This is a genomic window from Microbulbifer regidiadema (SeqCode), assembly GCF_052466995.1.
Genome location: NZ_CP174297.1, coordinates 4261962 through 4285129 on the forward strand (window position 1 = coordinate 4261962; position 23168 = coordinate 4285129).

A 23168-nucleotide genomic window follows, 5' to 3' on the forward strand; every position below is an offset into this window, starting at 1 on the left:
TCGGATTGGAGTGGTGAAATGGCGGTGAAGGTAGCGGTAACGGGCTTTGGTGGTCGTATGGGGCGGGCGTTGGCAGAGGCCCTGTCCCTGTCCGATAGGGCTGAACTCTCAGCGGCCGTAGTGCGGCCGGGCTCCAGTTTGGTCGGCGCCGATGCCGGCGAAGTTTCCGGCCTGGGCCGCAGTGGTCTGGCTATTGTGGATAGCCTCGATCAGGCGGAGTTCGACGTGCTGATCGATTTCACCGCCCCCCAGGCCACGGTGGAAAATGCCGCCTATTGTGCGGAGAAAAACCTTCCCATTGTGATCGGTACTACCGGTTTTGATAGCGAGGAAAAAGCCGCAGTGTTGGCGCGTGCGGACCAGGTGCCGCTGTGTCTCGCCAGTAATTTTTCCACCGGGGTAAACCTGTGCTTTAAATTGCTGGAAACCGCTGCGCGGGTGATGGCGGAGGAGGCCGATATCGAGATTGTCGAGGCCCACCACCGCCACAAAGTGGACGCACCTTCCGGCACGGCGCTGAGTATGGGGGAGGTGATTGCCGAAACCCTCGGCCGCGATCTGGACAAGGTGGCGGTTTACGGCCGCGAGGGCCAGACCGGTGCCCGCGATCGCGAGACTATCGGTTTTGCCACCGTGCGCGGCGGCGATGTGGTGGGCGAACACTCGGTGATGTTTCTGGCGGAGGGCGAGCGCGTTGAAATTGGTCACCGCGCCAGCAGCCGTCTCTCTTTTGCGCGCGGCGCGGTGCGCGCGGCGGTGTGGTTGATGGGGGAGGGCGGCGCCAGCCGGGCCGCCGGCCACTACGATATGCGCGATGTGCTCGGTCTGAATTAACCCGGCCTCGAGCAAATATCTTCAGCGCCTGCAGGGGCGCTGTACGGTTTTTTGTACTTTTATTTACCCGGTATTTTTTGTGTAAAAGCCAAAGGCCGGCGCGACCGGCCACCCTGTAACCTTCCTGTGAGGACGCCTGCTTGGAAAATAAATTGATTGTCGGCAGTGAGGAGTGGTGTGGATTTCCCGCGCTGGGTATCCCGGCGATTAAAGCGCGTGTGGACTCTGGGGCCAAGACCTCCTGTTTGCACGCTTACAATATCCATACCTTTAAGCGCGACGGCGAATCCTGGGTCAGTTTTGAGGCGCACCCACTGCAACACCGCAACCGCCCATCGGTGCGCTGCGAGGCGCGACTTTTAGACCGGCGCCTGGTGCGCAGCTCCTCTGGTGAGAGCGAGAAGCGCCCGGTGATCCGCACATCCCTGTCGATTGGCGGCAGCGTCTGGGATATCGAGCTCACCCTGACCAACCGGGACAGCATGGGCTACCGCATGCTGCTGGGGCGCGAGGCCATGGTGGGGCGCATGTTGGTGGACCCGGCGGAGAGTTTTTGCCTCGGCGATATACCGAAAAGCCAGCTGGATGAATACTACCGGGACGAGCACCATATCGCCGGTACCGGCCTGCGTATCGGCTTGCTGGCCTCCAATCCGGACCTGTACAGCAACCGCCGGATTATGGAAGCGGGGGCCGAGCGCGGCCACCGTATGACCTTCCTGGATGTGCGCCAGTGCTATATGAAGCTGGATGCGGATGAGCCCGAAGTGCACTACCGGGATGGCAGAATTCTCAATAATTTAGATGCGGTGATCCCCCGTATCCGCCCCAGCCAGACGTTTTACGGCTGTGCGCTGACGCGGCACTTCGAGAGTCTGGATGTCTTTGCCCTCAACGGCTCTGCCGCGATCAGTCAGTCGCGGGACAAGCTGTTTTCCCTACAACTGTTGCAGCGGAGCGGCCTGAATATTCCCACCTCCGGATTCGCCAACTCCCCAGTGGATACCAACGAGCTGATTGAGATGGTGGGCGGTGCGCCGCTGGTGGTGAAGTTGCTGGAGGGGACTCAGGGGCGCGGCGTGGTCCTGGCGGAAACCCGCAAGGCCGCAGAATCGGTAATCAATGCGTTTAAGTCTCTGAAGGCCAATCTTCTCGTGCAGGAGTTTATTCGCGAGGCCCAGGGCAAGGACCTGCGCCTGTTTGTGATCGACGGCCGGGTGGTGGCTTCAATCCAGCGGGAGGCGGCGCCGGGGGAGTTTCGCGCGAATATTCACCAGGGCGGTACGGCATCGGTGGTCAAGGTGACTCCGGAGGAGAAGCGCCTGGCGGTCAAGGCCGCTAAGGCGCTGGGCCTCAAGGTGGCCGGTGTGGATATTATTCGCTCGCGCAAGGGGCCGCTGCTGTTGGAGGTGAATTCCTCTCCGGGGCTCGAGGGGATTGAGAGTGCCACGCGCAAGGATGTGGCCGGAGCCATGATTATGTCGATTGAAAAGGCCTTGAAGTGGCGCCCGGCGGTGGCGGCGGAGGAGGGCTAGCGGCGCCTGGCAAAGACCCGGTGGGGGGCTGGGTGTTGGGCTAATCTACATAGGTGGCCGGGCGTTTTGCTGGCGCGCAGATTAGAGTTGCAGCGGGCTTTTGCCGCTTGCAGATACCAGCCCCGCAGCTTCTCTTGGGGAGTTGCAAATCCTAGGGTTTGAGCTTCTATGACGATACGCCGCCCCCGTTCACTCCGCGCGATATCCACTCTGCTACTGTTCCTGGTCGCACTGTTTTTTGCTGCGGGCGCCCGGGGGGCGGTGCAGCTCTCCGATACGCCCCTGGGGCGGCGGGTGATGGTGGATTACATCGTACACTTCGCCTATCACCTGCAGTGGCCGGTCAATGCCTTTTCTAATAGCCGTGCCCCTTTCAAAGTGTGCCTGATGGGTGGGGATTCTCTCAGTGAGCCGCTGGCGGCGCGCTTTAAGAACCAACGTATCGACGGGCGCACGGTGGAGCTTGAGAAAATTGAAGTGGCGGAGATGCTGCGCGCGCGCAAGTGTCAGATAGTGGTGCTGAGCACCCTGGACCGGGCCACGCTGCTCAAGGCGCTGATCGCGCTGGAGTTCTTCCCGGTGCTGACCGTCAGCGACGCCGAGCGCTTCGCCGCCACCGGCGGTATGATCGAATTTGCCGACAGCGGCCGCGAGGTGGCCCTGCGCATGAATAAGACCATGCTGGAGAGGGCGGAGCTGAAAATGGGCAGCAGTCTTTTCCGCCTGGGGCGCAAGCCGGAGTGAGATTTTCAGGGGAAGTAGCCTGGCGCATTTTTGCACTAGCGTCTAGCGGCGAATTCGCGTAGAATCTGCGCCCGATTTGGGCCGGTGCCGCGAAGCTGAATCGCGCAGCGTGAGCCTACTAAAAAGCTGGCGGCAAGCGTCGGCCACTTTGTGAGAATCACGCGTGAACAGATTTTTAAAGCGAGATGAAGCTGCGATGTTTCATCTCGCTTTTTTATGCGCGCGCCAGTCAGGAGCCGCGTGCTCCGAAGCCCGCAAACCCCGCCCGGAAGCAGTTCTGAAGATTGGAGTTCAATTTGACTAAAGCTGTCCCTACGTCGGAGGCCTTCATGCCCCACAACTTTATGCAGAGTACAACTCCCGCGCTGCTGGTGCTCGCTGATGGTAGCGTCTTTGAAGGACGCGCAATCGGTGCCCACGGCAGTTCTGTTGGCGAAGTAGTGTTCAACACATCCATGACCGGCTACCAGGAGATCCTCACCGACCCCTCCTACGCCCGCCAGATTGTGACTCTGACCTACCCGCACATCGGCAACACTGGCACCAACCAGGAAGACGAAGAGTGCGCTGATATCTGGGCCGCCGGCCTGGTGATCCGCGACCTGCCGCTGCTGGCCAGCAGCTTCCGCAATGAGCAGTCCCTGGAAGACTACCTGCGCGAGCGCAATATCGTCGGTATCGCCGATATCGATACCCGCCGCCTGACCCGCCTGCTGCGCGACAAGGGCGCACAGAGCGGTTGCATCGTCGCCGGTGACAATATCGACCGCGAAGAAGCCCTGGTCAAGGCCAAGGAATTTGCCGGTCTGAAGGGTATGGACCTGGCCAAGGTGGTGAGCACCAAGGAAGCCTATACCTTTAGCGAAGGCACCTGGGAACTGGGCGAAGGCCACAAGGCCGCGCCGGAGCAGCCCTTCAAAGTAGTGGCTTACGATTTCGGCGTGAAGCGCAATATCCTGCGCATGCTGGTGGATCGCGGCTGCGATATCACCGTAGTACCGGCGGAGACCCCGGCCTCCGAAGTACTGGCGATGAATCCCGATGGTGTGTTCCTGTCCAATGGCCCCGGTGACCCCGAGCCCTGCGAATACGCGATCGCCGCTATCCGCGAAATCCTCGACGCCGGCATCCCCACCTACGGTATCTGCCTGGGCCACCAGCTGCTGGGCCTGGCGGTGGGCGGTAAAACGGCCAAGATGAAGTTCGGTCACCACGGTGGTAACCACCCGGTACAGGACCTGAACAGCACCAAGGTGATGATCACCGCGCAGAACCACGGTTTCGAAGTGGACGCCGACAGCCTGCCGGAAAATGTGGAAGTTACCCACAAGTCCCTGTTCGACGGCACCTTGCAGGGTATCCAGCTGAAGGACAAGCCGGCCTTCAGCTTCCAGGGACACCCGGAGGCGAGCCCGGGCCCACACGATGTGGCGCCGCTGTTCGACCACTTTATCGATTTGATGAAAGAGCGCGCCTAAGGGCGCAGCCGCTCAGGGTAGGGCAAACAACCGCCGCTTTTGCGGCGGTTTTAAGGAGACTCTGAATGACGCCGTAATACCTCTGCGGGTCCTTGAAGGCTGCAGATGTTAGGCGCAGCTCGCCGCGAATGGCCATAGCCCTTGGCAAGAGCTGCAACGCAGCAGCTGTGGCCTTCAAGGACCGCCCTTCGGGGCTTGCAGAGCGATTCACACTCCGCGTTGCGACTTCTTGAAAGGTCTAGACATTCCTGCGAAGCCGCGCCTTGATTGTGAACCGCTCTGCAAGCCAGAGGCATCACGGAGTTGTTTAGAGTCTCCTTAACAAGAAACGAATGAAATTTAGCGCAGCCGGCCTTTGCCGGTAGTAGAACGGAAGAAAGATGCCAAAACGCACAGATATCCAAAGCATTCTGATTATCGGCGCAGGCCCCATCGTGATCGGCCAGGCGTGCGAATTTGACTACTCCGGCGCCCAGGCCTGTAAGGCGCTGCGCGAAGAGGGTTACCGGGTGATCCTGGTGAACTCCAACCCGGCCACCATCATGACCGACCCGGCCATGGCCGATGCCACTTACATCGAGCCGGTGGAGTGGCGCACCGTTGCCAAGATTATCGAGCAGGAGCGCCCCGACGCCATCCTGCCCACCATGGGCGGCCAGACAGCACTGAACTGCGCCCTGGACCTGGACAAGCACGGTGTCCTGAAGGAGTTCAATGTCGAGCTGATCGGTGCGGACAAAGACGCTATCGAGAAAGCGGAAGACCGCGACCTGTTCGATAAGGCGATGAAGGCCATCGGCCTGGAAACTCCGCGCGCCAAGATCGTCCACTCCATGGAAGAGGCGAAGAAAGTACCGGAAGAGTTCGGCTTCCCGGTGATTATCCGTCCGTCCTTCACCATGGGTGGTTCCGGTGGCGGTGTGGCCTACAACTGGCCGGAGTTTGAAGAGATCTGTAAGCGCGGTCTCGACCTCTCCCCCACCAACGAACTGTTGATCGACGAATCCCTGCTCGGCTGGAAAGAGTACGAGATGGAAGTGGTTCGTGATAAGAACGACAACTGCATCATCGTATGTTCCATCGAGAACTTCGACCCGATGGGCGTACACACCGGTGACTCCATCACCGTTGCCCCGGCGCAGACGCTGACCGACAAGGAATACCAGCTGATGCGCAACGCCTCTATCGCGGTACTGCGTGAGATCGGCGTTGAGACCGGCGGCTCCAACGTACAGTTCGGCGTCTGCCCGAAGACTGGCCGCGTGGTGGTGATCGAGATGAACCCGCGCGTATCCCGCTCCTCCGCCCTGGCCTCCAAGGCCACCGGCTTCCCGATCGCCAAGGTCGCGGCCAAGCTGGCAGTGGGTTACACCCTGGACGAGCTGCAAAACGATATCACCGGCGGTGCCACCCCGGCGTCCTTCGAGCCGTCTATCGACTACGTTGTCACCAAGATTCCGCGCTTCACCTTCGAGAAATTCGGTGAAGCCGATGCGCGCCTGACCACCCAGATGAAGTCTGTGGGTGAAGTGATGGCGATCGGCCGCACCTTCCAGGAATCCCTGCAAAAAGCGCTGCGCGGCCTGGAAGTGGGCAGCTTCGGTCTGGAAAGCAAGATCGACCCGAGCAAAGACGGCGCCGAGAACCGCCTGCGCAGCGAGCTGTCCGTACCGGGCGCCGAGCGCATCTGGTATGTGGGCGACGCCTTCCGTATGGGCATGAGCGTCGACGAAATTTACGACCTGTCCGGTATCGATCCCTGGTTCCTGGTGCAGATCGAAGAGCTGATCAAAATCGAAGAGCCGCTCAAGTCCCTGCCTACCTCGGCACTGACCACAGAGCAAATGCGTTTCCTCAAGCGCAAGGGCTTCTCCGACCGCCGCCTGGCAGACCTGCTGGGGGTGAGCCAGAAGACCGTGCGCGAATTCCGCCACAAGTTGGGGATTTTCCCATCTTACAAGCGCGTGGACACCTGTGCCGCTGAGTTCAGCACCTCCACCGCTTATATGTACTCCACTTACGATGAGGAGTGCGAAGCGCAGCCGTCTGACAAGAAGAAGATCATGGTACTCGGCGGTGGCCCCAACCGTATCGGCCAGGGCATCGAGTTCGACTACTGCTGTGTACACGCCGCTCTGGCGATGCGCGAAGACGGTTACGAGACCATTATGGTCAACTGTAACCCGGAGACTGTTTCCACCGACTACGATACCTCCGACCGCCTCTACTTCGAGCCGGTAACTCTGGAAGATGTGCTGGAAATCGTTGCCAAAGAAAAGCCGGAAGGCGTGATCGTACAGTTCGGCGGCCAGACTCCGCTGAACCTGGCGCGCTACCTGGCCAACGAAGGTGTGCCGATTATCGGTACCACCCCAGAGCAGATTGACCGCGCCGAAGACCGCGAGCGCTTCCAGCAGATGATTATGCGTCTCGGCCTCAAGCAGCCGAAGAACGCCATCGTGCGCTCTGTCTCCGAAGCCATCCAGGCGGCGAAAGACGTGGGCTACCCGCTGGTTGTGCGCCCGTCTTACGTACTGGGCGGCCGCGCTATGGAGATCGTCTACAAAGAAGACGAACTGCTCACTTATATGAAAGAAGCGGTACAGGTTTCCGACGAAGCGCCGGTACTGCTGGACCACTTCCTCAACGCCGCTATTGAGGTGGATATCGATGCGGTATCCGATGGCAAGGACGTTGTGATCGGCGCCATTATGCAGCACATTGAACAGTGTGGTGTTCACTCCGGTGACTCCGCTTGCTCCCTGCCGCCTTACAGCCTGCCGGCGGATGTGCAGGACCGTATGCGCGAAGAAGTGAAAGCCATGGCCCGCGAGCTGGGCGTAGTCGGCCTGATGAACACCCAGCTGGCCTACCAGGACGGCGAGATCTACGTGATCGAGGTGAACCCGCGCGCTTCCCGTACCGTACCTTTCGTCTCCAAGTGCATCGGCACTTCACTGGCGAAAGTGGCTGCGCGCTGTCAGGCGGGTATCAGCCTGCAGGAGCAGGGCTTTACCGAAGAGATCGTACCGGACTACTACTCCGTTAAAGAGTCTGTATTCCCGTTCAACAAGTTCCCGAAAGTGGACCCGATTCTCGGCCCCGAGATGAAGTCCACCGGCGAAGTAATGGGCGTAGGCGCGACTTTTGCAGAAGCTTTCGACAAGGGCCTGGTTGCCGCCGGCGATCGCCTGCCGGAGTCCGGCCGCGCGTTTATCTCTGTGCGTGATTTCGATAAGGCCGACGCAGTGGGCGTTGCCCGCGATCTGGTAGAGCTTGGCTTCGAGGTAATTGCCAGCCGCGGCACCGCCAAGGTCTTGCAAGAAAACAATATTCCCGTTACAACCGTCAATAAGATGAGTGAAGGTCGTCCGCATATCGTCGATATGATTAAGAACGACGAGATTGCACTGGTGGTGAACACCACCGAAGGACGTCAGGCGATTCGCGACTCTGCGGATATCCGTCGCAGTGCCGAGAACCACCAGGTGTGTTACACCACCACCCTGGCGGCGGCTCAGGCAATGGCGATGGCTATGCGCCAGGAGCAGCCGCTCCAGGTTCGCCGCCTGCAAGACCTGCACCAGCGTGTAGTAAAGCTGTCTTAATCGCTTTAAAGCCAATTTGTGAAATCCGACCGGGCCCCGTGATATCACTGGGCCCGGTTTCGTCGTAACAATAATGGAGGTCCCACATTGAACCGGGTACCAATGACCGTTGAAGGCGCAGAGGCGCTGCGCTCAGAGCTGGACAATCTGAAGAAAGTTGAACGCCCTACTGTTGTACAGGCGATTGCTGAAGCGCGCGAACACGGTGATTTAAAGGAAAATGCCGAATACCACGCGGCGCGGGAGAAGCAGGGCTTTATCGAGGGCCGTATTCAGGAAATCGAGAGCAAGCTGTCCCATTCGTTGGTGATCGATGTGAAAACCATCGAGCCCAGTGACAAGGTAATTTTCGGCACTACGGTAACGATTATTCACCTGGATGACGATAAAGAAGTCACTTACAAAATTGTCGGCGACGATGAAGCCGATGTGAAACAGCACAAGATTTCGGTGAACTCGCCGATTGCCCGCGCGCTGATCGGCAAGGAAGTGGGTGACATAGTGGTAGTCCAAACCCCTTCCGGGGCGGTGGAGTACGAAATCGACGCGGTTGCGCACCTGTAAAAACAGCGCTTTAGGAGCTGGCCAGGGGCGAGCGCAGGCCGCTACCCCCTGTTAGCTGTTGCGCAAGGCAGGAAAAATCCGGAGCTTTTATTAAACAAGGGCTCCGGATTTTTTTATGCGCGCCAGTTGGCGTTGTGGCAATCGCGTGCCCCCTTACTGTATGACCACGGCCGTATTCCCGGTGCCAGTTTGGGTAATATTGGCAGACTGTGAGAATCCGTTTTGTAACACGGTTGTGGAATTCATACTGCCGGATTGGTTCACAATCACCATATGGCCGCCCCCCATTCCGCCACTGCCGTCTTGCATAATCGCGGCTGAGTTTAGGAAGCCGTCCTGTGTGATAAAGGCGCTGTTATACCAGGACACCTGGGTAATTGTAGCGGTATTGCCCTCGCCATCCTGGTAGATATCCAGTTCGTTGTACATGTCGGATTGGGCAATATCCGCACTGTGGGACGTGCCGATCTGCTGGAGGCTGGCATAGTGCCCGATACCCTCCTGACTGATCATTGCCTCGTGGCCCGAGCCCTGTTGGAAAATCATCGCATCGGCGCTAAAGCTGGCGTTTTGCTCAATTAGGGCACCGTGTAGATCTCCCTCCTGTGCTATCACCGCCAGATTATCACTGCCCTGGTGCTGCTGGATTTCAGCTTCGTTATCCGATCCGACCTGGTGTATTGTCGATGCGCCATTTTGGCCTGTCATCTGGTAGCTGCTGGCGCGGTTATAAAACCCCGATTGGACTATCTCTACACTGTTGCCAATGCCCCCTCTCTGTAAGCTGTAGCTGTCATTAAAGCTACCTTCCTGTGTTTGAATGATGCTGCTTTCTATCTCGTTTTGTTGGATGGCTTCCGCCGTATGTCCTGTGCCCTCTTGCGTTATTTCCAGCTGATTGTCGATGGCATTAATATCAGTTTGATCGGTTGAAACGGAATTGCTGCTGCCATTTTGGTTGATAAGTGTGGAGTTCTCTCCCGCATGCAGCAGACTGCTCGTCGATAGCGCCAGTGCCAGTGGTATTAAGGTCAGTTTCTGCACGGTCAACTCCGTTTGACAGTAGGCCCGATGATTAAATGCGCACAATTGTTGCCAGGCAAAACGATCGCTCTATAGGGGTTCAGTAATACCGCGTGAGTAATTTTGTGGGACTGGATAAGAGCAGAGTAATTGTCGCCAGTGATACATCGCAGTTATTTCTTTGTGGTTAGATAATTTTCCCGATGTGTATTGCTAAGTTCTGTGGTACTGCTGGGCCAGAGGGAAAGAATACACTGGACTCAAAATTTGCTGTCAATATCTCCCGTAAAACTCACAGGTATCCATACCTTATGTGCCCCCGGGGTTGTACCGCACTTCACTCTCAAGGCGCGACTTCATCGGGGTATCAGCAAATTATGCAGAAACCTTAGAGTCTGTTTCGTTACTGGTATGAGTTTTATTGCAAGTCCGAGCTGTTGCCATAGGAAATTAGCACCTAAAAAATGAGAAAATATTCCTGCAACTGGGGCTCTCTTGTGAAGTTAAGTAGTTAGCGCAAAGTGACGGCACTTGTTTTTTTGATTGCTTCTTTATAGGGGCGTCTACAAGGACAGCCCTGCTACTGGTGTCGATAAGATTACTTATTTACTGCTGAATAATACCGGTATTGTTATCGCCATACTGCGAGGCGTTGGCGGTTTGGTTTGCGTTTGTCTGGAAGGTTTGGTGGGAGTTACCTGTGCCTATTTGCAGGGTTGCTGCTGAGCTATACATGTCGCTTTGATTTATAGTAGCGGTGTTCATTGATCCTACCTGGGTGGATGTCGCTGTTACAAACATGCCCGGCTGTAAAGTGGATACTGTATTGTTGTCTCCACTTTGAGTGATCGTAATAGAGCCATCCTGATTGCTTTGCACAGCGCTGATGGTGTTGGAATTGCCAACCTGGTTGGCACTGATTAAATGGGAGGAGCCTGTCTGGGTGTATCCGGCGCTATTCATATTGCCGTTTTGTATAGAGGCCGTCGTATTTGAGTCGCTGTTTGCATGGCTAACCGTGGCCATATTTTGACTGCCGCTTTGTTCCAGTGTTGCGACATCTGAGGTGCTGGTATTCTGGTTGATAATGACCGTATTATCGTTGCCGAGCTGCCCAACGGAACTGACACTCAGTGTCGCATTAATTTGATTAATGGCCACTGAATTATTGTTGCCATCTTGATAAACCTCGGCTAGCGTATCGATAGAATTTGCCTGAATGGTATTAATAAGATTGCTGACACCGACTTGCTCTTGGTCGATTAGATTGAGATAGCTATTGGTCTCCTGAATAGCTGAAACTGTATTCAGGTTACCTGTTTGGGTCTGGTTGATCGTATTTTCGATTGCGGTGGAATCAGCTTGATTGACAATAACACTATTTGTTAGGCCGGCCTGGGAAATGGTGGCGGTATTATCTTCGGCGATAGTACTGTAACTGGCTGTGCAAAGTATTATTGCAATTGCCAGGCTCTGATAGCGTATCATTCCTGTCTCCGCGAAATTTCAACGTTCAGGTAACGGAAATTTTGACTCGTTTAAAGTGAATCTATTGACCGGCTTGGCGAAAGTAAAAAGGCCTACCCCAAGGTTGGCCTTAACTGAGCTATTACTGGCTAATACCTACAAAATTTGAATTTCCTACTTGAGAGGTTGTAGCACTGTTGTCATCATTAACTTGTGTTATCGCAATGATATTATTGTCTCCGATTTGAGTAGCCATGGAACTATTTAAGTCGCCAGTCTGGGTGATGGTGAACTGGTTAAGGCTGCCATCCTGGTAGGCTTCTGAAGCGTTATCTAAACCGGTCTGAATAACAAAGGCAAAGTTACTCGTCCCCACCTGCTCAGTGTAGGCCCAGTTATCCTCGCCACTTTGTGTGTGGATTAGATTCTGGCTGTCGCCACTCTGGAGGCCTTCGCTGTAGTGGTCATCATCCACCTGGGTAAATGAAAGGGTATTGAAGGAGCCATCCTGGTAGGAGCGGGTTGTGTTATTCATGGCCACATTTTGTGTGTGGGTGGATAAATTGCTGGTGCCCGCCTGGATAAGAGTGACCGAATTGCCGCTACTGTTATCTTGTATCACTGAGGCAATATCACCGTCTCCTGTCTGGGTAACTAGCAAGGTATTGGATGAGCCACCATCCTGGAGCAGTAGAGCGGTATTGTCGTCACCAGATTGATTGACGATCATTAGATCATCTGTACTGCCAATTTGTAACACATCGGCGAATTGCGGCCCGCCACTTTGGGTGATAATCATAACGCTGTTCACAGAAAAACTCTGGACCGTTAAGGCGAAATTCCCATCATCAATTTGATTAATTGTCACTAGGGTTGAGTCGGAGTCATCCTGGAAAGATTCCGCGAAATTCATATCCCCATTTTGGACCTGGATAATGACGCCAGAACTGGTGTTGTTGAATTGTTCCGCGTAGACTTCGTTGTTGTCCCCGATCTGGGTCTGATTAATTAGACCGTCTTTAACGGTCGTATCGCTCAGGTCCGCAGTGGCCATATTATCGATGCCGGATTGGTAGAGAATGGCAGTGTTTTCTGTAGCGAGAGCTCCGCTGCCTGTAATCGCCAGAAGAAGACCGGCGGCGATAGGCTTGTATTTGTTCATCTGTAACTCCATGGCGGTGTCAAATATCGATAGACAGCTTTTCACGAACAATCAGAAATCAGCATCATTTGATAGTGAGGTGGTCGGGCACAATACCTCCGTATCTAGAGTTTGTGAGGAGGTTGGGATGCCCCCGGCTGCTTTTACTGCATCACATCACCGGTGAAATATCATTTTTAACAGAAGCTTGATACTGACTAGAGTTTTGCTGATCCCGCTGGTTTCAGCCATAGGACGGAAGTATCGAAAATTTAGGAAGAAAGTTCTGTTTTTAGAGGTCGTCGCGGGGATTGTCCGTCGGGTTGTTATCGGTGTCTGTATAGATTGAGGATAGGGTAGTTTTTGAGGGTATAAAATTTCTGAGATATTTAACGGACTCGGAATTTGTATAAAGCCCGGCGCCGTATCGATTTGCTTGGGGAGCATACCTATGTATGCGATGGCTAGACTTATTCTGTACAATTTTGCGCGTAGGCGTTTGCTCCGCAGATTAAGTTGCCGCTGAAACCGCATCTCGTGGGCTGTTGTAAAAATTAGAGATTGGGTTGGATACTTTTAATCGTATTGATTGATGGTTGTTACAGTGGCAGTGCCGGTCACGGTGACAGCGGTATGTAGGCCATTGCCACTTTGATAAATATTGACCGTATGCCAGCTGCCTATTTCTTCGACTTGAGCGCTGTTTTGCAGCCCAAATTGGGATATCCCGGCCCTATTGCTGATGCCATACTGGTTTATATCGATAAAGTTCTCATAGCCTACTTGTATCAGGGTTGAGAAGTTATAGTCGCCCACTTGGTTCGATGTCACTATATTGTCCTCCCCTGACTGTGTTACCGAAACGATATTTCGGTTTCCATCCTGGTGGGCGTATGTGTAGTTATTGTATCCACTCTGCTGGATATGAACATTGTTGACGCCGCCCTCCTGATTGATGACGGCCAGATTTGACACCGAATAAAGGTTGGCTGTACTCAGCTCACTGGTTACAGCCAATTCACTGCTGGCGTCCATATCAGAGGACAGACTAATAGTGGGTATTAGCGGGAGTGCGGAAATTAGAGTGGCGTGAACGACTTTTCTAATTCTGTGGCACATCTTTTTAAAACCTTGAAAATACGGATCTGTTGTATAAGCCCTGAAGGTGATGCCGAGGGCTACATAATGACAGTGCTATCGTTTAGGTAGTACTGCAATATAGGATTTTCAATTTCATCTGGATTGGCCAGTGCCCAGGAGTTGTGGACTATCCCTTCACTGATCAAGTGAATCACCGCAGACTCCATCGCTGAAAGCATAGCAAGCTGTGCGGGTTCGTTATAGGTAGTGCCCGCCTCCAGTTCCAGCAGGCGGCGGAACTTCACGTAGCGGAATACATCGGCACTAATTGCCTTGGAGTAAACGGTTTTTGAGGTGAGCACCGAGTGCAATACACGGCCCGAGCGAATATCAACGGCCCGTAAATTGACCGTTACCTGATCGACCCGGTACTGCTCATCGGTGCCAATACCGAAGTAGCGGGCGCCGGCCCCGCCGGTTTGAATATTTTGATCGTAGGCGACAATGCCGCCTTCCAGCAGGACATTGGCGGCGACCAAAGTGGGGAGTGGCGCACTGTTGTTGACGGGAATATCTGGTTTGGTAAGCCCTGCGCGGATGATTTTGCGCTCGGTTAACAGGTTTTGCAGGCCTTCCCGCTCTAGCGGAATAAACCAGCCAGACTCATTTAGCACGTCCATTAACATCGCCGCGCCGCCCTGGGTCACAGCGGTGGAGAAGCTGCTATTCGGCGAGGGCTTATATTGACCGGTTTGATCGCGAAAGCTATACACCGCTACCAGTATTTTACCTCTCGGTTCCGGGAGATTAATCAGGTCCCGGTAGGTATTTTTTCGCGGGGTGAGCATTGCGTCCGTTATGCCTGGACCAAAAAGCGCATCGCTAACACTTTTTACCGCAGAGCAGCCGCTCAGTGTCATCAGCGTTGTAACGATGGGCAAAGCTATCGCTTTTTTTATTGCATTACGCATTGCCAAATAATCCTTTAGAGTTATCGGTTCGTTAGTTGGTTGGGTTGAGCCCGCTGATAACAATCTCGCTTTTATCGCCGGTACTGCGGTCGGTAATCAGCACTGTCAGCACACCGTCGACATCGATTATTTGTACAATAAAATCGTCTGTCACCAGCTCGCCGCTATTGCCGTCACCTACGTCGGTGAGCAGTTGATTGAGTAGGCGGGTCTCCAGTGAGTCGCTGAACCGGTCCAGGGCGCTGGGCTGTTCATAGAGGCTGTCGGGCGTATCCGGGTCCTCGTGGGTGTCCTGCGACTGGGCATTTTGTAGTAGATAGGTGCCGTTTAGTGGGTTGCCACCAAAGCTGGGATTCACCGGTGTGTAGATAAGTTCTGTAGCAGCGCTGTGGTAATAAGAGAGCGCGGCCAGAGAACAAACGGTGGTACTTAGCAGTGATTTTATCCTCATTAGAATTCATCCTTACCCAAATCAAAGTTATCTGAGAGAGAGTTGCGAACGCGGTTTTGCAGCACTTGCTGGTGAATGTGCTGTGCGGCTTCATCGGCCAGGCGATGAATATTGTTGGTGCTCGGGCTGATAAAACGTCTAAAAACAATTTTGTCGTTATAGGTGACCCAAATAAGATTTCCCCAGCGCGCCGAAGGTCTTTCATAAATCGTTAAGTTATAACTGGCATCCGGGTAGTTGAGATTTCGGTACTCACTCATATAGCGGGCAAAGTCGTGCCCGGTACGGGTTATTGTGCGGTCGATATTAAATCCACTGATTTCATCTTCGAGTTTTCCCGAGTCGGTATCTGCCGGGGGTACAGCTGTGTCACCCTGGCCAAAGGCCAGGGATGTACACAGTGTCAATATCAGTAGGGGGAGTCTCATATCCTCTCTTCCTGGAGATTGAGCTTGGCCCAATTGCTGGCTTGCAGGCGATTTTTTACTCCAATTTTTCGGAAAATGTTGTACATGTGGTTTTTCACCGTGTGTTCACTCAGGTGTAATTTTGTTGCGATCACACTGTTGGGCTCACCAGTGGTGAGCTGCCCGAGTATTTCCTGTTCCCTGCGGGTGAGAGGCGAGGGCGGCGGGCGGCGACTGGGCCGCCGCCCTTCGTTGCTGTGGATGGCCATACCCAGTTTTTGCAGCAGATTTTCCTGACTGCTATTACTGTCGCAGAGCAGGTGAAAGCCTCTCTGGCGTAACTTTTCCGATATATGTACCGGTAGGTTGGGGGGGAGATTGATCAGTAGAGCTTTGCTGTGATTAATCTTGTTTAAATCTGACAGAAACTGCTTGGAGTCAGAATTTACCTCGATTTTCCAGCAGTCTATTACGATAGCTTGATAGTGTTGTAGGCAGTTTTTTTGTTTTCCTATGCTGGACTTTTCCCAGGGTATGGGTATCGCTTTGGAAAACAGTGAAAACAATAGATCGCCTTGAAGGCCGGAATTGCTAAAAAAAAGAACCGGCATATACCTCGAACCTCTCCTTGATACAGATGGGTGCCTCTTAAAAAGAGGCTGAACTTCTGTCGACTCCTGTCGTTTGGGTTTGCACAATTGTCCCGCTCTATCTGTTGTGAAGGCGCGGGGGTTAAACGGCAATAATTTGCAACGTGTTAGGGCAAAATACTCAATTAGTGAGAATTTAGTTTGAAGTGTAGACGCAGGTAAATAACGCTCAGGAAAAAATGTGCCTTATTTATTTTTGCGGGTAATTTCTGTTTTTGGGGTGAATTGTTTCCGCGAAGTGGGGACTGAGAGGATGGGGGGAATGGGAAGGAAGGCAAAATTTAGGTTTTTGACGGCGCGCACCTTGTGAATACTGTTTTTTTCTGTACCGGAATAGACTGGCGCAGGGCGCAAAGGTCCCGTTATTTTGTAGTTTATAGAGTGAATAAAAAATAGTGACTAGTCGAAAGGGGCCCGACTGTCACTCTTCCCAGCATAGGGCATCAATGTCGATGTCGATACGAACGGCGGGATAATTCTGCTGTCGGTTTTACCGCTATTTTATAACCTTGGGGCACATTTTCCCGGGGAGCATATCGTCGCACACGGGTACAAACTGTGATTTTGTGGGCGAATGTGTTGTCGGCAGCTGTTAGGATGGAGGTCAGCTGGACTGCTTGAGGGGGAGCTATGAATCAATTAATGCAGGGTTTACCGCTTTGGCTGTGGAGTATCCTGGGATTGGTGCTACTGTTTGTGGCCCGCGAGCCGCTACACCGCGCAGTTTATTCCCTGGCGCGTCTGGGGCACCGGGCACTGCGATTTATCGCGAACAGTATCGATTCTGCCGAGCGGCGCCTGGTGCAACGCAATCGGCAAGTACTTTTTGCTGAGGGCCGGGATGCAGCAGAGCGGCGTATCGAGCGGGAGTTTGAGCGTATCGAGCAAACGGTACAGAGGGATCTGGCACTCTATCCGACACTACATCGAAAGCTCTGCGAACAGCTCAGCAGTCTGGATGAGGACTATGTGCGCAGTGCGGAGCTAGCGCCGGAGCCCTCTAACTGGGCCCGGGCGATTCGCGCGGTTGCGGAAATTCCCGCCGCAGAGGACCCGGTGATAGCCGATGTTCTCGATACCATTAACCAGTCTGTGCGCAAGGCCGAGTCCAAAGCGCTGGAGTCCTATCGGGAGTCCACGCGGGAGCGACACCAGCTGCTCAAACGCATGCTGCCCCGCTGGCGTGCAATGCTCTCTACCCTGGGGCGTATTAATAAAAATATACAATCGGTTATCCGGCGGGCCAAAGCGCTGGATGGCCATATGGCGCGCTACGAGGATATCTTGCAGGAAACGGATAGAAGTCTTTATTTACTGTCCTCCTCCTCTTTCAGTCGCTTTCTGAGCGCCTCGCTGGTATTGGCTATTGCTATTGCCGCAGCCCTGATTAATTTCCACTTATTGGCACAGCCGATGGCGGCGGTAATGGGCGCTGAGGCGACGCTCGGCGGTTATAGTCTCGCCAGTATTGCGGCGGCGGTGATTATCGTTTTGCAGGTCGCGTTGGGGCTGGTGATTATGGAGTGTCTTCAGGTCACCGCTATGTTCCCCTCGGTGGGTGCTCTGGGGCGGGGTCGGCGCAGGGGATTGCTGGGGGTAGCCCTGGCACTCTTACTGCTGTTGGCTGCAATCGGTGCGAATCTGGCGTTCTCGCGGGAGTGGATACTGCACCAGCCGTTACCGGGTTCTGAGCCGCTCTGGTCCATTCCGCTGGCACAGATGGGGCTGGGCTTTGTACTTCCCTTGATTTTGGCATTTCTGGCGATTCCCCTGGAGCAGTTTATCCGCGCGGCGCGCACGGTGATGGGTATTGGCCTGGGGCTGTTCCTGCGCGGCACGGTATCGGCTCTGCGTTTTCTGGCGATGGTTTCCCTGCATTTGGGAGTCTTGGTTAACCGTTGCTACGATATCGTTATTTTTGTGCCGCTGTGGTTGCAGGCGCTGTATTTGCGCCGTCAACAGGGCGCCGCACAGGCATCGCTAGACAAGGGTTCGCCTGGTTCCGTGGATATTACCGTGGGGGCTGCGCCCCCGGTGACGGAAAAAGTGTGATAGGCGCGGGCAGCCCTATTGAATAAGAAAACTTGCAAAAAATTAGGTGCGCTGAAGCATGCTTTGGTTGTTATTTTTTTTAATTGTGCTGCTAGTCCTCTTCCTCTACGCGCGCTCGGCGCCGGGTAAACCCGGTCCCCTGTGGTTCCCACAGGGGCAGGGGCCTATGGTGATTGCGCACGGCAACGACTGCGGCAACGGTCTCTACCCGGGAAATACGGCGGCCTACCTTGGGGCAATGGTTCAGCTGGGTGTGGATGCTATTGAGATAGATCTCTGGCTTACCGCCGATGGCCATTTAGTACTCATTCACGACAGAGAATTGGAAATGTTCTCCGATGGCGCGGGCTTGGTGGAGGATAAGACGCTTGAGCAGTTGCGCCAGCTGAATATTGCCTACTTCTGGACTCGGGATGGGGAGCACTACCCCTATCGGGATAACCCCCAGCGGGTGCTTACTCTGCAAGAGGCGCTGGCAATGGTGGGGGATATGCCGATGATATTGGAACTCAAGAGCCGCCAGTATCGCGCGGCAAAAGTGTTGCGCGATGTACTGGCGGACAGCGAAAAACAGCAGCAGGTGGTTGTTTCGTCGTTTCACCAGGGGGTGATCAACGAGTTTCGCCGGCTCTGTCCTCAGGTGGCGACAGGTTCGCCGACGCTGGAGGCGCTGGTGTTTTATCTTGCGCAGTTATTGCGTGCCGAGAAACTGCTGTGCCCAAGCTACAGCGCGATGCAGCTACCCATGGAACAGAGCGGTATTCCCGTGGTTAGCGCAAGCCTGGTGCGTGCGGCGAACAGGAAAAAGGTACACCTGGCCGTGTGGACGGTAAATGGTGCGGAGAACTATCGGCGCTATATTGATCTGGGCGTACACGGTATTGTCACCGACCGGCCGGATCTGCTGATGGCGATGTTGGCGCAGCAGCGACAGGCTCTATTGAAACAGGCAGCCTGAATAAAATACTCAGTTGCCAGCGGTTAAAAAATTAATAATAACAACGGGAAGTCTCTATGAAGAATTTAGCGCGTTGCGCCGCTCTGGCGGTTGCTGTATTGGCCGTATCTTTTACCTCTGCACAGGATCGCTTTGCCAGTGTGGAAATTAGTACTGAGCCGGTGTCTGGCAATGTGTATATGCTCAAAGGCGCCGGAGGTAATATTGCCGTACTGGTGGGTGAGGACGGCACCTTTATGGTGGATGATCAGTACGCGCCTTTGACTGCAAAAATTCAACAGGCCGTTGCTCAGTTAGCTGAGCAACCGTTGCGTTTTGTGATTAATACCCACTGGCATGGCGATCATACCGGCGGCAATGAAAACCTGGGTAAAAGTAGTGCTCTGATTGTGGCCCACGAAAATGTGCGCAAACGGCTGAGCACCGAGCAGTTTATCGAGGTGTTTAAGCGCAAGGTGGAGCCCTCGCCAACACAGGCTTTGCCGGTGATCACCTTTACCGATGCCACGACCTTTTATTGGAATGGCGATCGGGTAAGAGTCCAACATGTGGGGCCTGCACACACGGACGGTGATTCCATCGTGCATTTTGCCGAAGCCGATGTGATTCATATGGGCGATATTTATTTTAACGGCAACTACCCCTTTATCGACCTCTCTTCCGGCGGCTCGGTAGACGGCGTGATTGCGGCAATGGATACCGCTCTGGCAATGGCGGGGGAGGACACCAAAATTATTCCCGGCCACGGTCCCCTCAGCAATCGGGAGGAACTGCAACAGCAGCGCAATATACTGGCGGGGCTTAGGGACAAGGTGCAAGCACTGGTGGATGAAGGTAAAACCCGCCAGGAAGTGATTTCGGCAAAACCCACGGCGGAGTTCGATGCGCAATATGGCCAGGGATTTATGACACCGGATATTTGGACCGGGATTGTGTACGACTCCCTGACACAATCTTAGAAAATAAAAAAAGGCGGCGCAGTGAAAACCTGCGCCGCCTTTTTTGTTGGATTAGCCTGTGATTTTATTCTGTAGTGGCGCTAGGGGTCATGGGCCGGCCAAACTCAGGGTTACTTTCCACCACCTCTTCATTGTGTTCTTCCCGCACTCGGAACCAGGCGGCATAGAGTGCTGGCAGGAATAGTAGGGTGAGTCCGGTCGCGACAATCAGCCCGCCCATAATGGCGACTGCCATAGGGCCAAAGAAGTCACTGCGCGATAGCGGAATCATCGCCAATACCGCCGTCAGCGCGGTCAGTACAATCGGCCTAAAGCGCCTGACAGTGGATTCGACTATTGCATCCCAGGGGCTGAGGCCCTGGCTGATATCCTGTTGAATCTGGTCCACCAAAATCACCGAGTTGCGCATAATCATCCCGGCCAGGGCAATGGTGCCGAGCATGGCGACAAAGCCAAAGGGCTTGCCAAACAGCAGCAGGAACAGGGTCACGCCGATCAGGCCCAGAGGCGCGGTGAGAAACACCATGGTGGACAGGGACATACTGCGCAGCTGCAACATCAGCAGGGTAAAGACTACCAGCACGAATAGCGGCATACCGGCATTGACCGATTTTTGCCCCCGCGCAGATTCCTCCACGGTACCGCCCACCTCCAGCAAATAGCCCGGCGGCAATTTATCGCGAATGGATTGCAGCTGGGGCCACACGGCATTGACCACAGTCGCCGGCAGCTCGTCGCCATAAATATCCGCACGCACGGTGACGGTGGGCAGGCGGTCGCGGTGCCAGATAATGCCCTCCTCAAAACCGTATTCCAGGGTGGCAATCTGGTTTAGCGGCACACTGCGGCCACTGTCGGTCTGTACCGCGAGGTTGCCCAACTGGCGCAGGGCATAGCGATCGTCTTCATTGCCGCGCACCCGCACATCGATCAGCTCGTTATCCTCCCGGTACTGACTTACGGTGATACCGGTCAGGGAACTCTGTAGCGCCTGGGACAGGGTTGCGCTGTTGACCCCCATGGCGCGGGCGCGGTCCTGGTCGATATTGAGGTTGATCGATTTGCTCGGCTCCTCCCAATCCAGGTGTACATTGGTTACCTGTGGATTACTGCGCAGGCGCTCGGCCACTTCCCGGGCCAGTCCGCGCACTTCGCGAATATGTTCACCGGATAAGCGGAACTGCACCGGATAGCCCACCGGTGGGCCGTTTTCCAGGCGGGATACGCGGCTGCGCAGGGTGGGGAACTCCTCCTTCATGGTGTTGATCAGCCAGCTGCGCACCTGCTCGCGCTCTTCGACGCTGCGGGTCATTACAACAAACTGGGCGAAACTGGCGGCGGGCAGCTGCTGGTCCAGGGGCAGGTAGAAGCGTGGTGAGCCGGTGCCCACATAGGCCACGTAATTTTCCACCTGATCGTTTTGCGCCAACAGCGCTTCCAGTCGCTTGGCCTGCTGCTCGGTGGATTTTAGCGAGGCACCTTCAGCCAGCTTTAGGTCCACCATCAATTCGAGGCGCCCGGAGGAGGGGAAGAACTGCTGTGGAACCAGTTTGAACAGGGCGAGGGAGCCGACAAAAATCGCCAGGGTGGCGGCGATCACTGTTTTGCGGTGGCGCAGGCACCAGGTAATAAAGCGGCGGAAGCGCTGGTAAAACGGTTTCTGGTAGGGGTCTTCCACTTCACCGCCGTGGCCGTGTCGCGCCAGGTTCGGCAACAGGTAGTGGCCCAGGTAGGGCACAAAGACCACAGCGGCAATCCACGACACGATCAGCGACAGGGTGACCACCTGGAAAATCGAGCGGGTGTATTCACCGGTGCCGGACTGGGCGGTGGCGATAGGCAAAAATCCGGCGGCGGTAATCAGGGTACCGGTGAGCATGGGAAAGGCGGTGCTGGTCCAGGCGAAGCCGGCGGCTTTTAGCCGGCTGAGCCCCTGCTCCATTTTTATCGCCATCATTTCCACCGCGATAATGGCGTCGTCCACCATCAGGCCCAAGGCGAGTACCAGTGCCCCCAGGGAAATCTTGTGCAGGCCGATATTAAAGTAGTGCATCAGCGCGAAGGTCATCGCCAATACCAGCGGAATCGACAGCGCCACAATTAATCCCGGGCGGCTGCCGAGGGAGAAAAAGCTCACCAGCAGCACGATACCCAGGGCCTCGGCCAGCACTTGCAGGAATTCGCCAACGCCGCGTTTTACCGCCGCCGGCTGGTCGGAGACCTTGTGCAGCTCCATACCAATGGGCAGGTCCTGCTGTAGTTGGGCGAAGGTTTCATCGAGGGCCTTGCCCAGCTTTAAAATATCCCCGCCCTCTTTCATCGACACGGCGAGGCCGATGGCATCTTCGCCCATAAAGCGCATACGCGGCTGGGCCGGGTCGCTAAAGCCGCGGTGTATCTGCGCGATATCACCGAGGCGCTGGGTGCGGCCATCGGCGCTGATGGGGAACTGGCGGATTTCACTGACCGAGGTGAACTGGCCGCTCACACGGATGCGCACGCGGTCGCTGACGGTATCCACAAAGCCGCCATCGGTCACTTGGTTCTGGGCTTGCAGGGCGTTTTGTATCGCCGACAGGGGGATGCCCATGGAGGCCAATTTGGTATTGGAAATCTCCACCCAGATTTTTTCGTCCTGCAAGCCCAGCAGCTCGACCTTGCCCACATCCTTAACCCGCTGGAGGGCCAGTTGCAGGCGTTCGGCGTAGTCCTTCATTAGGGCGTAATCGAAGCCACTGCCGCTGAGGGCATAAATATTGCCGAAGGTGGTGCCAAATTCGTCGTTAAAAAAGGGACCCTGAATATCTGGCGGCAGGGTGTGGCGAATATCCCCCACCTTTTTGCGCACCTGATACCAGAGATCGGGAATATCCCGCGAGTGCATATCGTCGCGGGCAACAAACAATACCTGGGATTGCCCCGGGCGGGAAAAGGAGGAGATACGCTGGTAATCACCGGTCTCCAGTAATTTCTTTTCCACCCGCTCGGTAATCTGGCGGGACACATCCTCGGCACTGGCACCGGGCCAGACGGTATTGATCACCATTACCTTAAAGGTAAAGGGGGGATCTTCACTTTGTCCCAGCTGGGTGTAGGAGAAAGCTCCCAGCAGTCCCAGGACGATCATGGCGTAGAGCACCAGTGGGCGATTTTTTAAGGCCCACTCGGAAAGGTTAAAACCCATGGCAGTTTCTCTGTTTCAAGGGTGGCTCTGCTGATCGCGGCCACACTTTGGAAATTGTTATC

18 protein-coding genes and 1 pseudogene are annotated in these 23168 nt (G+C 55.0%); 10 read left to right on the top strand and 9 right to left on the bottom strand.

Annotated elements, in window-relative coordinates; genetic code table 11:
- Positions 1-18: 18 nt before the first annotated feature.
- From dapB to greA, 7 genes and pseudogenes are all read left to right on the top strand, one after another.
- The gene (gene dapB / locus ACJJIK_RS18655) at positions 19-834 is read left to right on the top strand and encodes a 4-hydroxy-tetrahydrodipicolinate reductase (RefSeq protein WP_444929751.1); all 816 of its coding nucleotides are present in this window, start codon (positions 19-21) and stop codon (positions 832-834) included.
- Between the two features lie 152 nt (positions 835-986).
- A pseudogene (locus tag ACJJIK_RS18660) lies at positions 987-1376 on the top strand (ATP-dependent zinc protease family protein); the annotation flags it as partial.
- 84 nt (positions 1377-1460) lie between these two features.
- Positions 1461-2369, top strand: a complete 909-nt coding sequence (gene rimK / locus ACJJIK_RS18665; protein WP_444932381.1) for a 30S ribosomal protein S6--L-glutamate ligase — start codon at positions 1461-1463, stop codon at positions 2367-2369.
- A 168-nt stretch (positions 2370-2537) separates the two neighbouring features.
- Positions 2538-3113, top strand: a complete 576-nt coding sequence (locus ACJJIK_RS18670; RefSeq protein ID WP_444943541.1) for a YfiR family protein — start codon at positions 2538-2540, stop codon at positions 3111-3113.
- Between the two features lie 329 nt (positions 3114-3442).
- Positions 3443-4591 carry a glutamine-hydrolyzing carbamoyl-phosphate synthase small subunit gene (gene carA, locus ACJJIK_RS18675; protein ID WP_444943542.1) on the top strand — a complete coding sequence of 383 codons (1149 nt, stop codon included), beginning with the start codon at positions 3443-3445 and terminating at the stop codon, positions 4589-4591.
- A 380-nt stretch (positions 4592-4971) separates the two neighbouring features.
- Positions 4972-8199 carry a carbamoyl-phosphate synthase large subunit gene (gene carB, locus ACJJIK_RS18680; RefSeq protein WP_444929754.1) on the top strand — a complete coding sequence of 1076 codons (3228 nt, stop codon included), beginning with the start codon at positions 4972-4974 and terminating at the stop codon, positions 8197-8199.
- A gap of 87 nt (positions 8200-8286) precedes the next feature.
- Positions 8287-8763 carry a transcription elongation factor GreA gene (gene greA / locus ACJJIK_RS18685; RefSeq protein WP_444929755.1) on the top strand — a complete coding sequence of 159 codons (477 nt, stop codon included), beginning with the start codon at positions 8287-8289 and terminating at the stop codon, positions 8761-8763.
- Positions 8764-8916: 153 nt separating this feature from the next.
- Here the strand turns inward: greA and ACJJIK_RS18690 are convergent, their stop codons facing one another.
- The 8 genes from ACJJIK_RS18690 to ACJJIK_RS18725 form a co-directional block, all read right to left on the bottom strand.
- Complete coding sequence (locus ACJJIK_RS18690) at positions 8917-9807, bottom strand: hypothetical protein (RefSeq protein WP_444929756.1); 891 nt, start codon at positions 9805-9807, stop codon at positions 8917-8919.
- A 585-nt stretch (positions 9808-10392) separates the two neighbouring features.
- Positions 10393-11274: a hypothetical protein gene (locus ACJJIK_RS18695; protein WP_444943543.1), complete on the bottom strand. Its 882-nt coding sequence runs from the start codon at positions 11272-11274 to the stop codon at positions 10393-10395.
- Between the two features lie 121 nt (positions 11275-11395).
- Positions 11396-12415, bottom strand: coding sequence for a hypothetical protein (locus ACJJIK_RS18700; protein WP_444929758.1), 1020 nt, complete (start codon positions 12413-12415; stop codon positions 11396-11398).
- A gap of 555 nt (positions 12416-12970) precedes the next feature.
- Positions 12971-13513 (bottom strand): hypothetical protein, encoded by a 543-nt coding sequence (locus tag ACJJIK_RS18705; RefSeq protein ID WP_444929759.1) that lies wholly within the window; start codon positions 13511-13513, stop codon positions 12971-12973.
- Positions 13514-13572: 59 nt separating this feature from the next.
- Entirely contained in the window at positions 13573-14445 is an 873-nt protein-coding gene (locus ACJJIK_RS18710; protein WP_444929760.1) for a CsgG/HfaB family protein, read from the bottom strand.
- Positions 14446-14476: 31 nt separating this feature from the next.
- Positions 14477-14896 (bottom strand): curli assembly protein CsgF, encoded by a 420-nt coding sequence (locus tag ACJJIK_RS18715; RefSeq protein WP_444929761.1) that lies wholly within the window; start codon positions 14894-14896, stop codon positions 14477-14479.
- Entirely contained in the window at positions 14896-15324 is a 429-nt protein-coding gene (locus tag ACJJIK_RS18720) for a CsgE family curli-type amyloid fiber assembly protein (protein WP_444929762.1), read from the bottom strand. Before ACJJIK_RS18720 ends, ACJJIK_RS18715 begins: the two co-directional genes overlap by 1 nt.
- The gene (locus tag ACJJIK_RS18725) at positions 15321-15914 is read right to left on the bottom strand and encodes a response regulator transcription factor (protein ID WP_444929763.1); all 594 of its coding nucleotides are present in this window, start codon (positions 15912-15914) and stop codon (positions 15321-15323) included. The genes ACJJIK_RS18720 and ACJJIK_RS18725 overlap by 4 nt, the downstream gene beginning before the upstream one ends.
- A 669-nt stretch (positions 15915-16583) precedes the next feature.
- Here ACJJIK_RS18725 and ACJJIK_RS18730 point away from each other — a divergent pair.
- From ACJJIK_RS18730 to ACJJIK_RS18740, 3 genes are read left to right on the top strand one after another with little or no spacing between them, the layout of a single operon-like run.
- Positions 16584-18005, top strand: coding sequence for a hypothetical protein (locus tag ACJJIK_RS18730; RefSeq protein ID WP_444943544.1), 1422 nt, complete (start codon positions 16584-16586; stop codon positions 18003-18005).
- Positions 18006-18063: 58 nt separating this feature from the next.
- Positions 18064-18963, top strand: a complete 900-nt coding sequence (locus ACJJIK_RS18735) for a glycerophosphodiester phosphodiesterase (RefSeq protein ID WP_444943545.1) — start codon at positions 18064-18066, stop codon at positions 18961-18963.
- A 56-nt stretch (positions 18964-19019) separates the two neighbouring features.
- Positions 19020-19922 carry an MBL fold metallo-hydrolase gene (locus tag ACJJIK_RS18740; RefSeq protein ID WP_444943546.1) on the top strand — a complete coding sequence of 301 codons (903 nt, stop codon included), beginning with the start codon at positions 19020-19022 and terminating at the stop codon, positions 19920-19922.
- Positions 19923-19986: 64 nt separating this feature from the next.
- Here ACJJIK_RS18740 and ACJJIK_RS18745 read toward each other — a convergent pair whose 3' ends face one another.
- Positions 19987-23106: an efflux RND transporter permease subunit gene (locus tag ACJJIK_RS18745; protein ID WP_444943547.1), complete on the bottom strand. Its 3120-nt coding sequence runs from the start codon at positions 23104-23106 to the stop codon at positions 19987-19989.
- Between the last annotated feature and the right edge of the window lie 62 nt (positions 23107-23168).

What these genes read in the sequence shown, in the direction of transcription:
- dapB (WP_444929751.1), top strand. Translation starts at nt 19, where the DNA reads ATGGCGGTGAAGGTAGCGGTAACGGGCTTTGGTGGTCGTATGGGGCGG.
- ACJJIK_RS18670 (WP_444943541.1), top strand. Translation starts at nt 2,538, where the DNA reads ATGACGATACGCCGCCCCCGTTCACTCCGCGCGATATCCACTCTGCTA.
- carA (WP_444943542.1), top strand. Translation starts at nt 3,443, where the DNA reads ATGCCCCACAACTTTATGCAGAGTACAACTCCCGCGCTGCTGGTGCTC.
- carB (WP_444929754.1), top strand. Translation starts at nt 4,972, where the DNA reads ATGCCAAAACGCACAGATATCCAAAGCATTCTGATTATCGGCGCAGGC.
- ACJJIK_RS18695 (WP_444943543.1), bottom strand. Translation starts at nt 11,274, where the DNA reads ATGATACGCTATCAGAGCCTGGCAATTGCAATAATACTTTGCACAGCC.
- ACJJIK_RS18700 (WP_444929758.1), bottom strand. Translation starts at nt 12,415, where the DNA reads ATGAACAAATACAAGCCTATCGCCGCCGGTCTTCTTCTGGCGATTACA.
- ACJJIK_RS18705 (WP_444929759.1), bottom strand. Translation starts at nt 13,513, where the DNA reads ATGTGCCACAGAATTAGAAAAGTCGTTCACGCCACTCTAATTTCCGCA.
- ACJJIK_RS18710 (WP_444929760.1), bottom strand. Translation starts at nt 14,445, where the DNA reads ATGCGTAATGCAATAAAAAAAGCGATAGCTTTGCCCATCGTTACAACG.
- ACJJIK_RS18715 (WP_444929761.1), bottom strand. Translation starts at nt 14,896, where the DNA reads ATGAGGATAAAATCACTGCTAAGTACCACCGTTTGTTCTCTGGCCGCG.
- ACJJIK_RS18720 (WP_444929762.1), bottom strand. Translation starts at nt 15,324, where the DNA reads ATGAGACTCCCCCTACTGATATTGACACTGTGTACATCCCTGGCCTTT.
- ACJJIK_RS18725 (WP_444929763.1), bottom strand. Translation starts at nt 15,914, where the DNA reads ATGCCGGTTCTTTTTTTTAGCAATTCCGGCCTTCAAGGCGATCTATTG.
- ACJJIK_RS18730 (WP_444943544.1), top strand. Translation starts at nt 16,584, where the DNA reads ATGAATCAATTAATGCAGGGTTTACCGCTTTGGCTGTGGAGTATCCTG.
- ACJJIK_RS18735 (WP_444943545.1), top strand. Translation starts at nt 18,064, where the DNA reads ATGCTTTGGTTGTTATTTTTTTTAATTGTGCTGCTAGTCCTCTTCCTC.
- ACJJIK_RS18740 (WP_444943546.1), top strand. Translation starts at nt 19,020, where the DNA reads ATGAAGAATTTAGCGCGTTGCGCCGCTCTGGCGGTTGCTGTATTGGCC.
- ACJJIK_RS18745 (WP_444943547.1), bottom strand. Translation starts at nt 23,106, where the DNA reads ATGGGTTTTAACCTTTCCGAGTGGGCCTTAAAAAATCGCCCACTGGTG.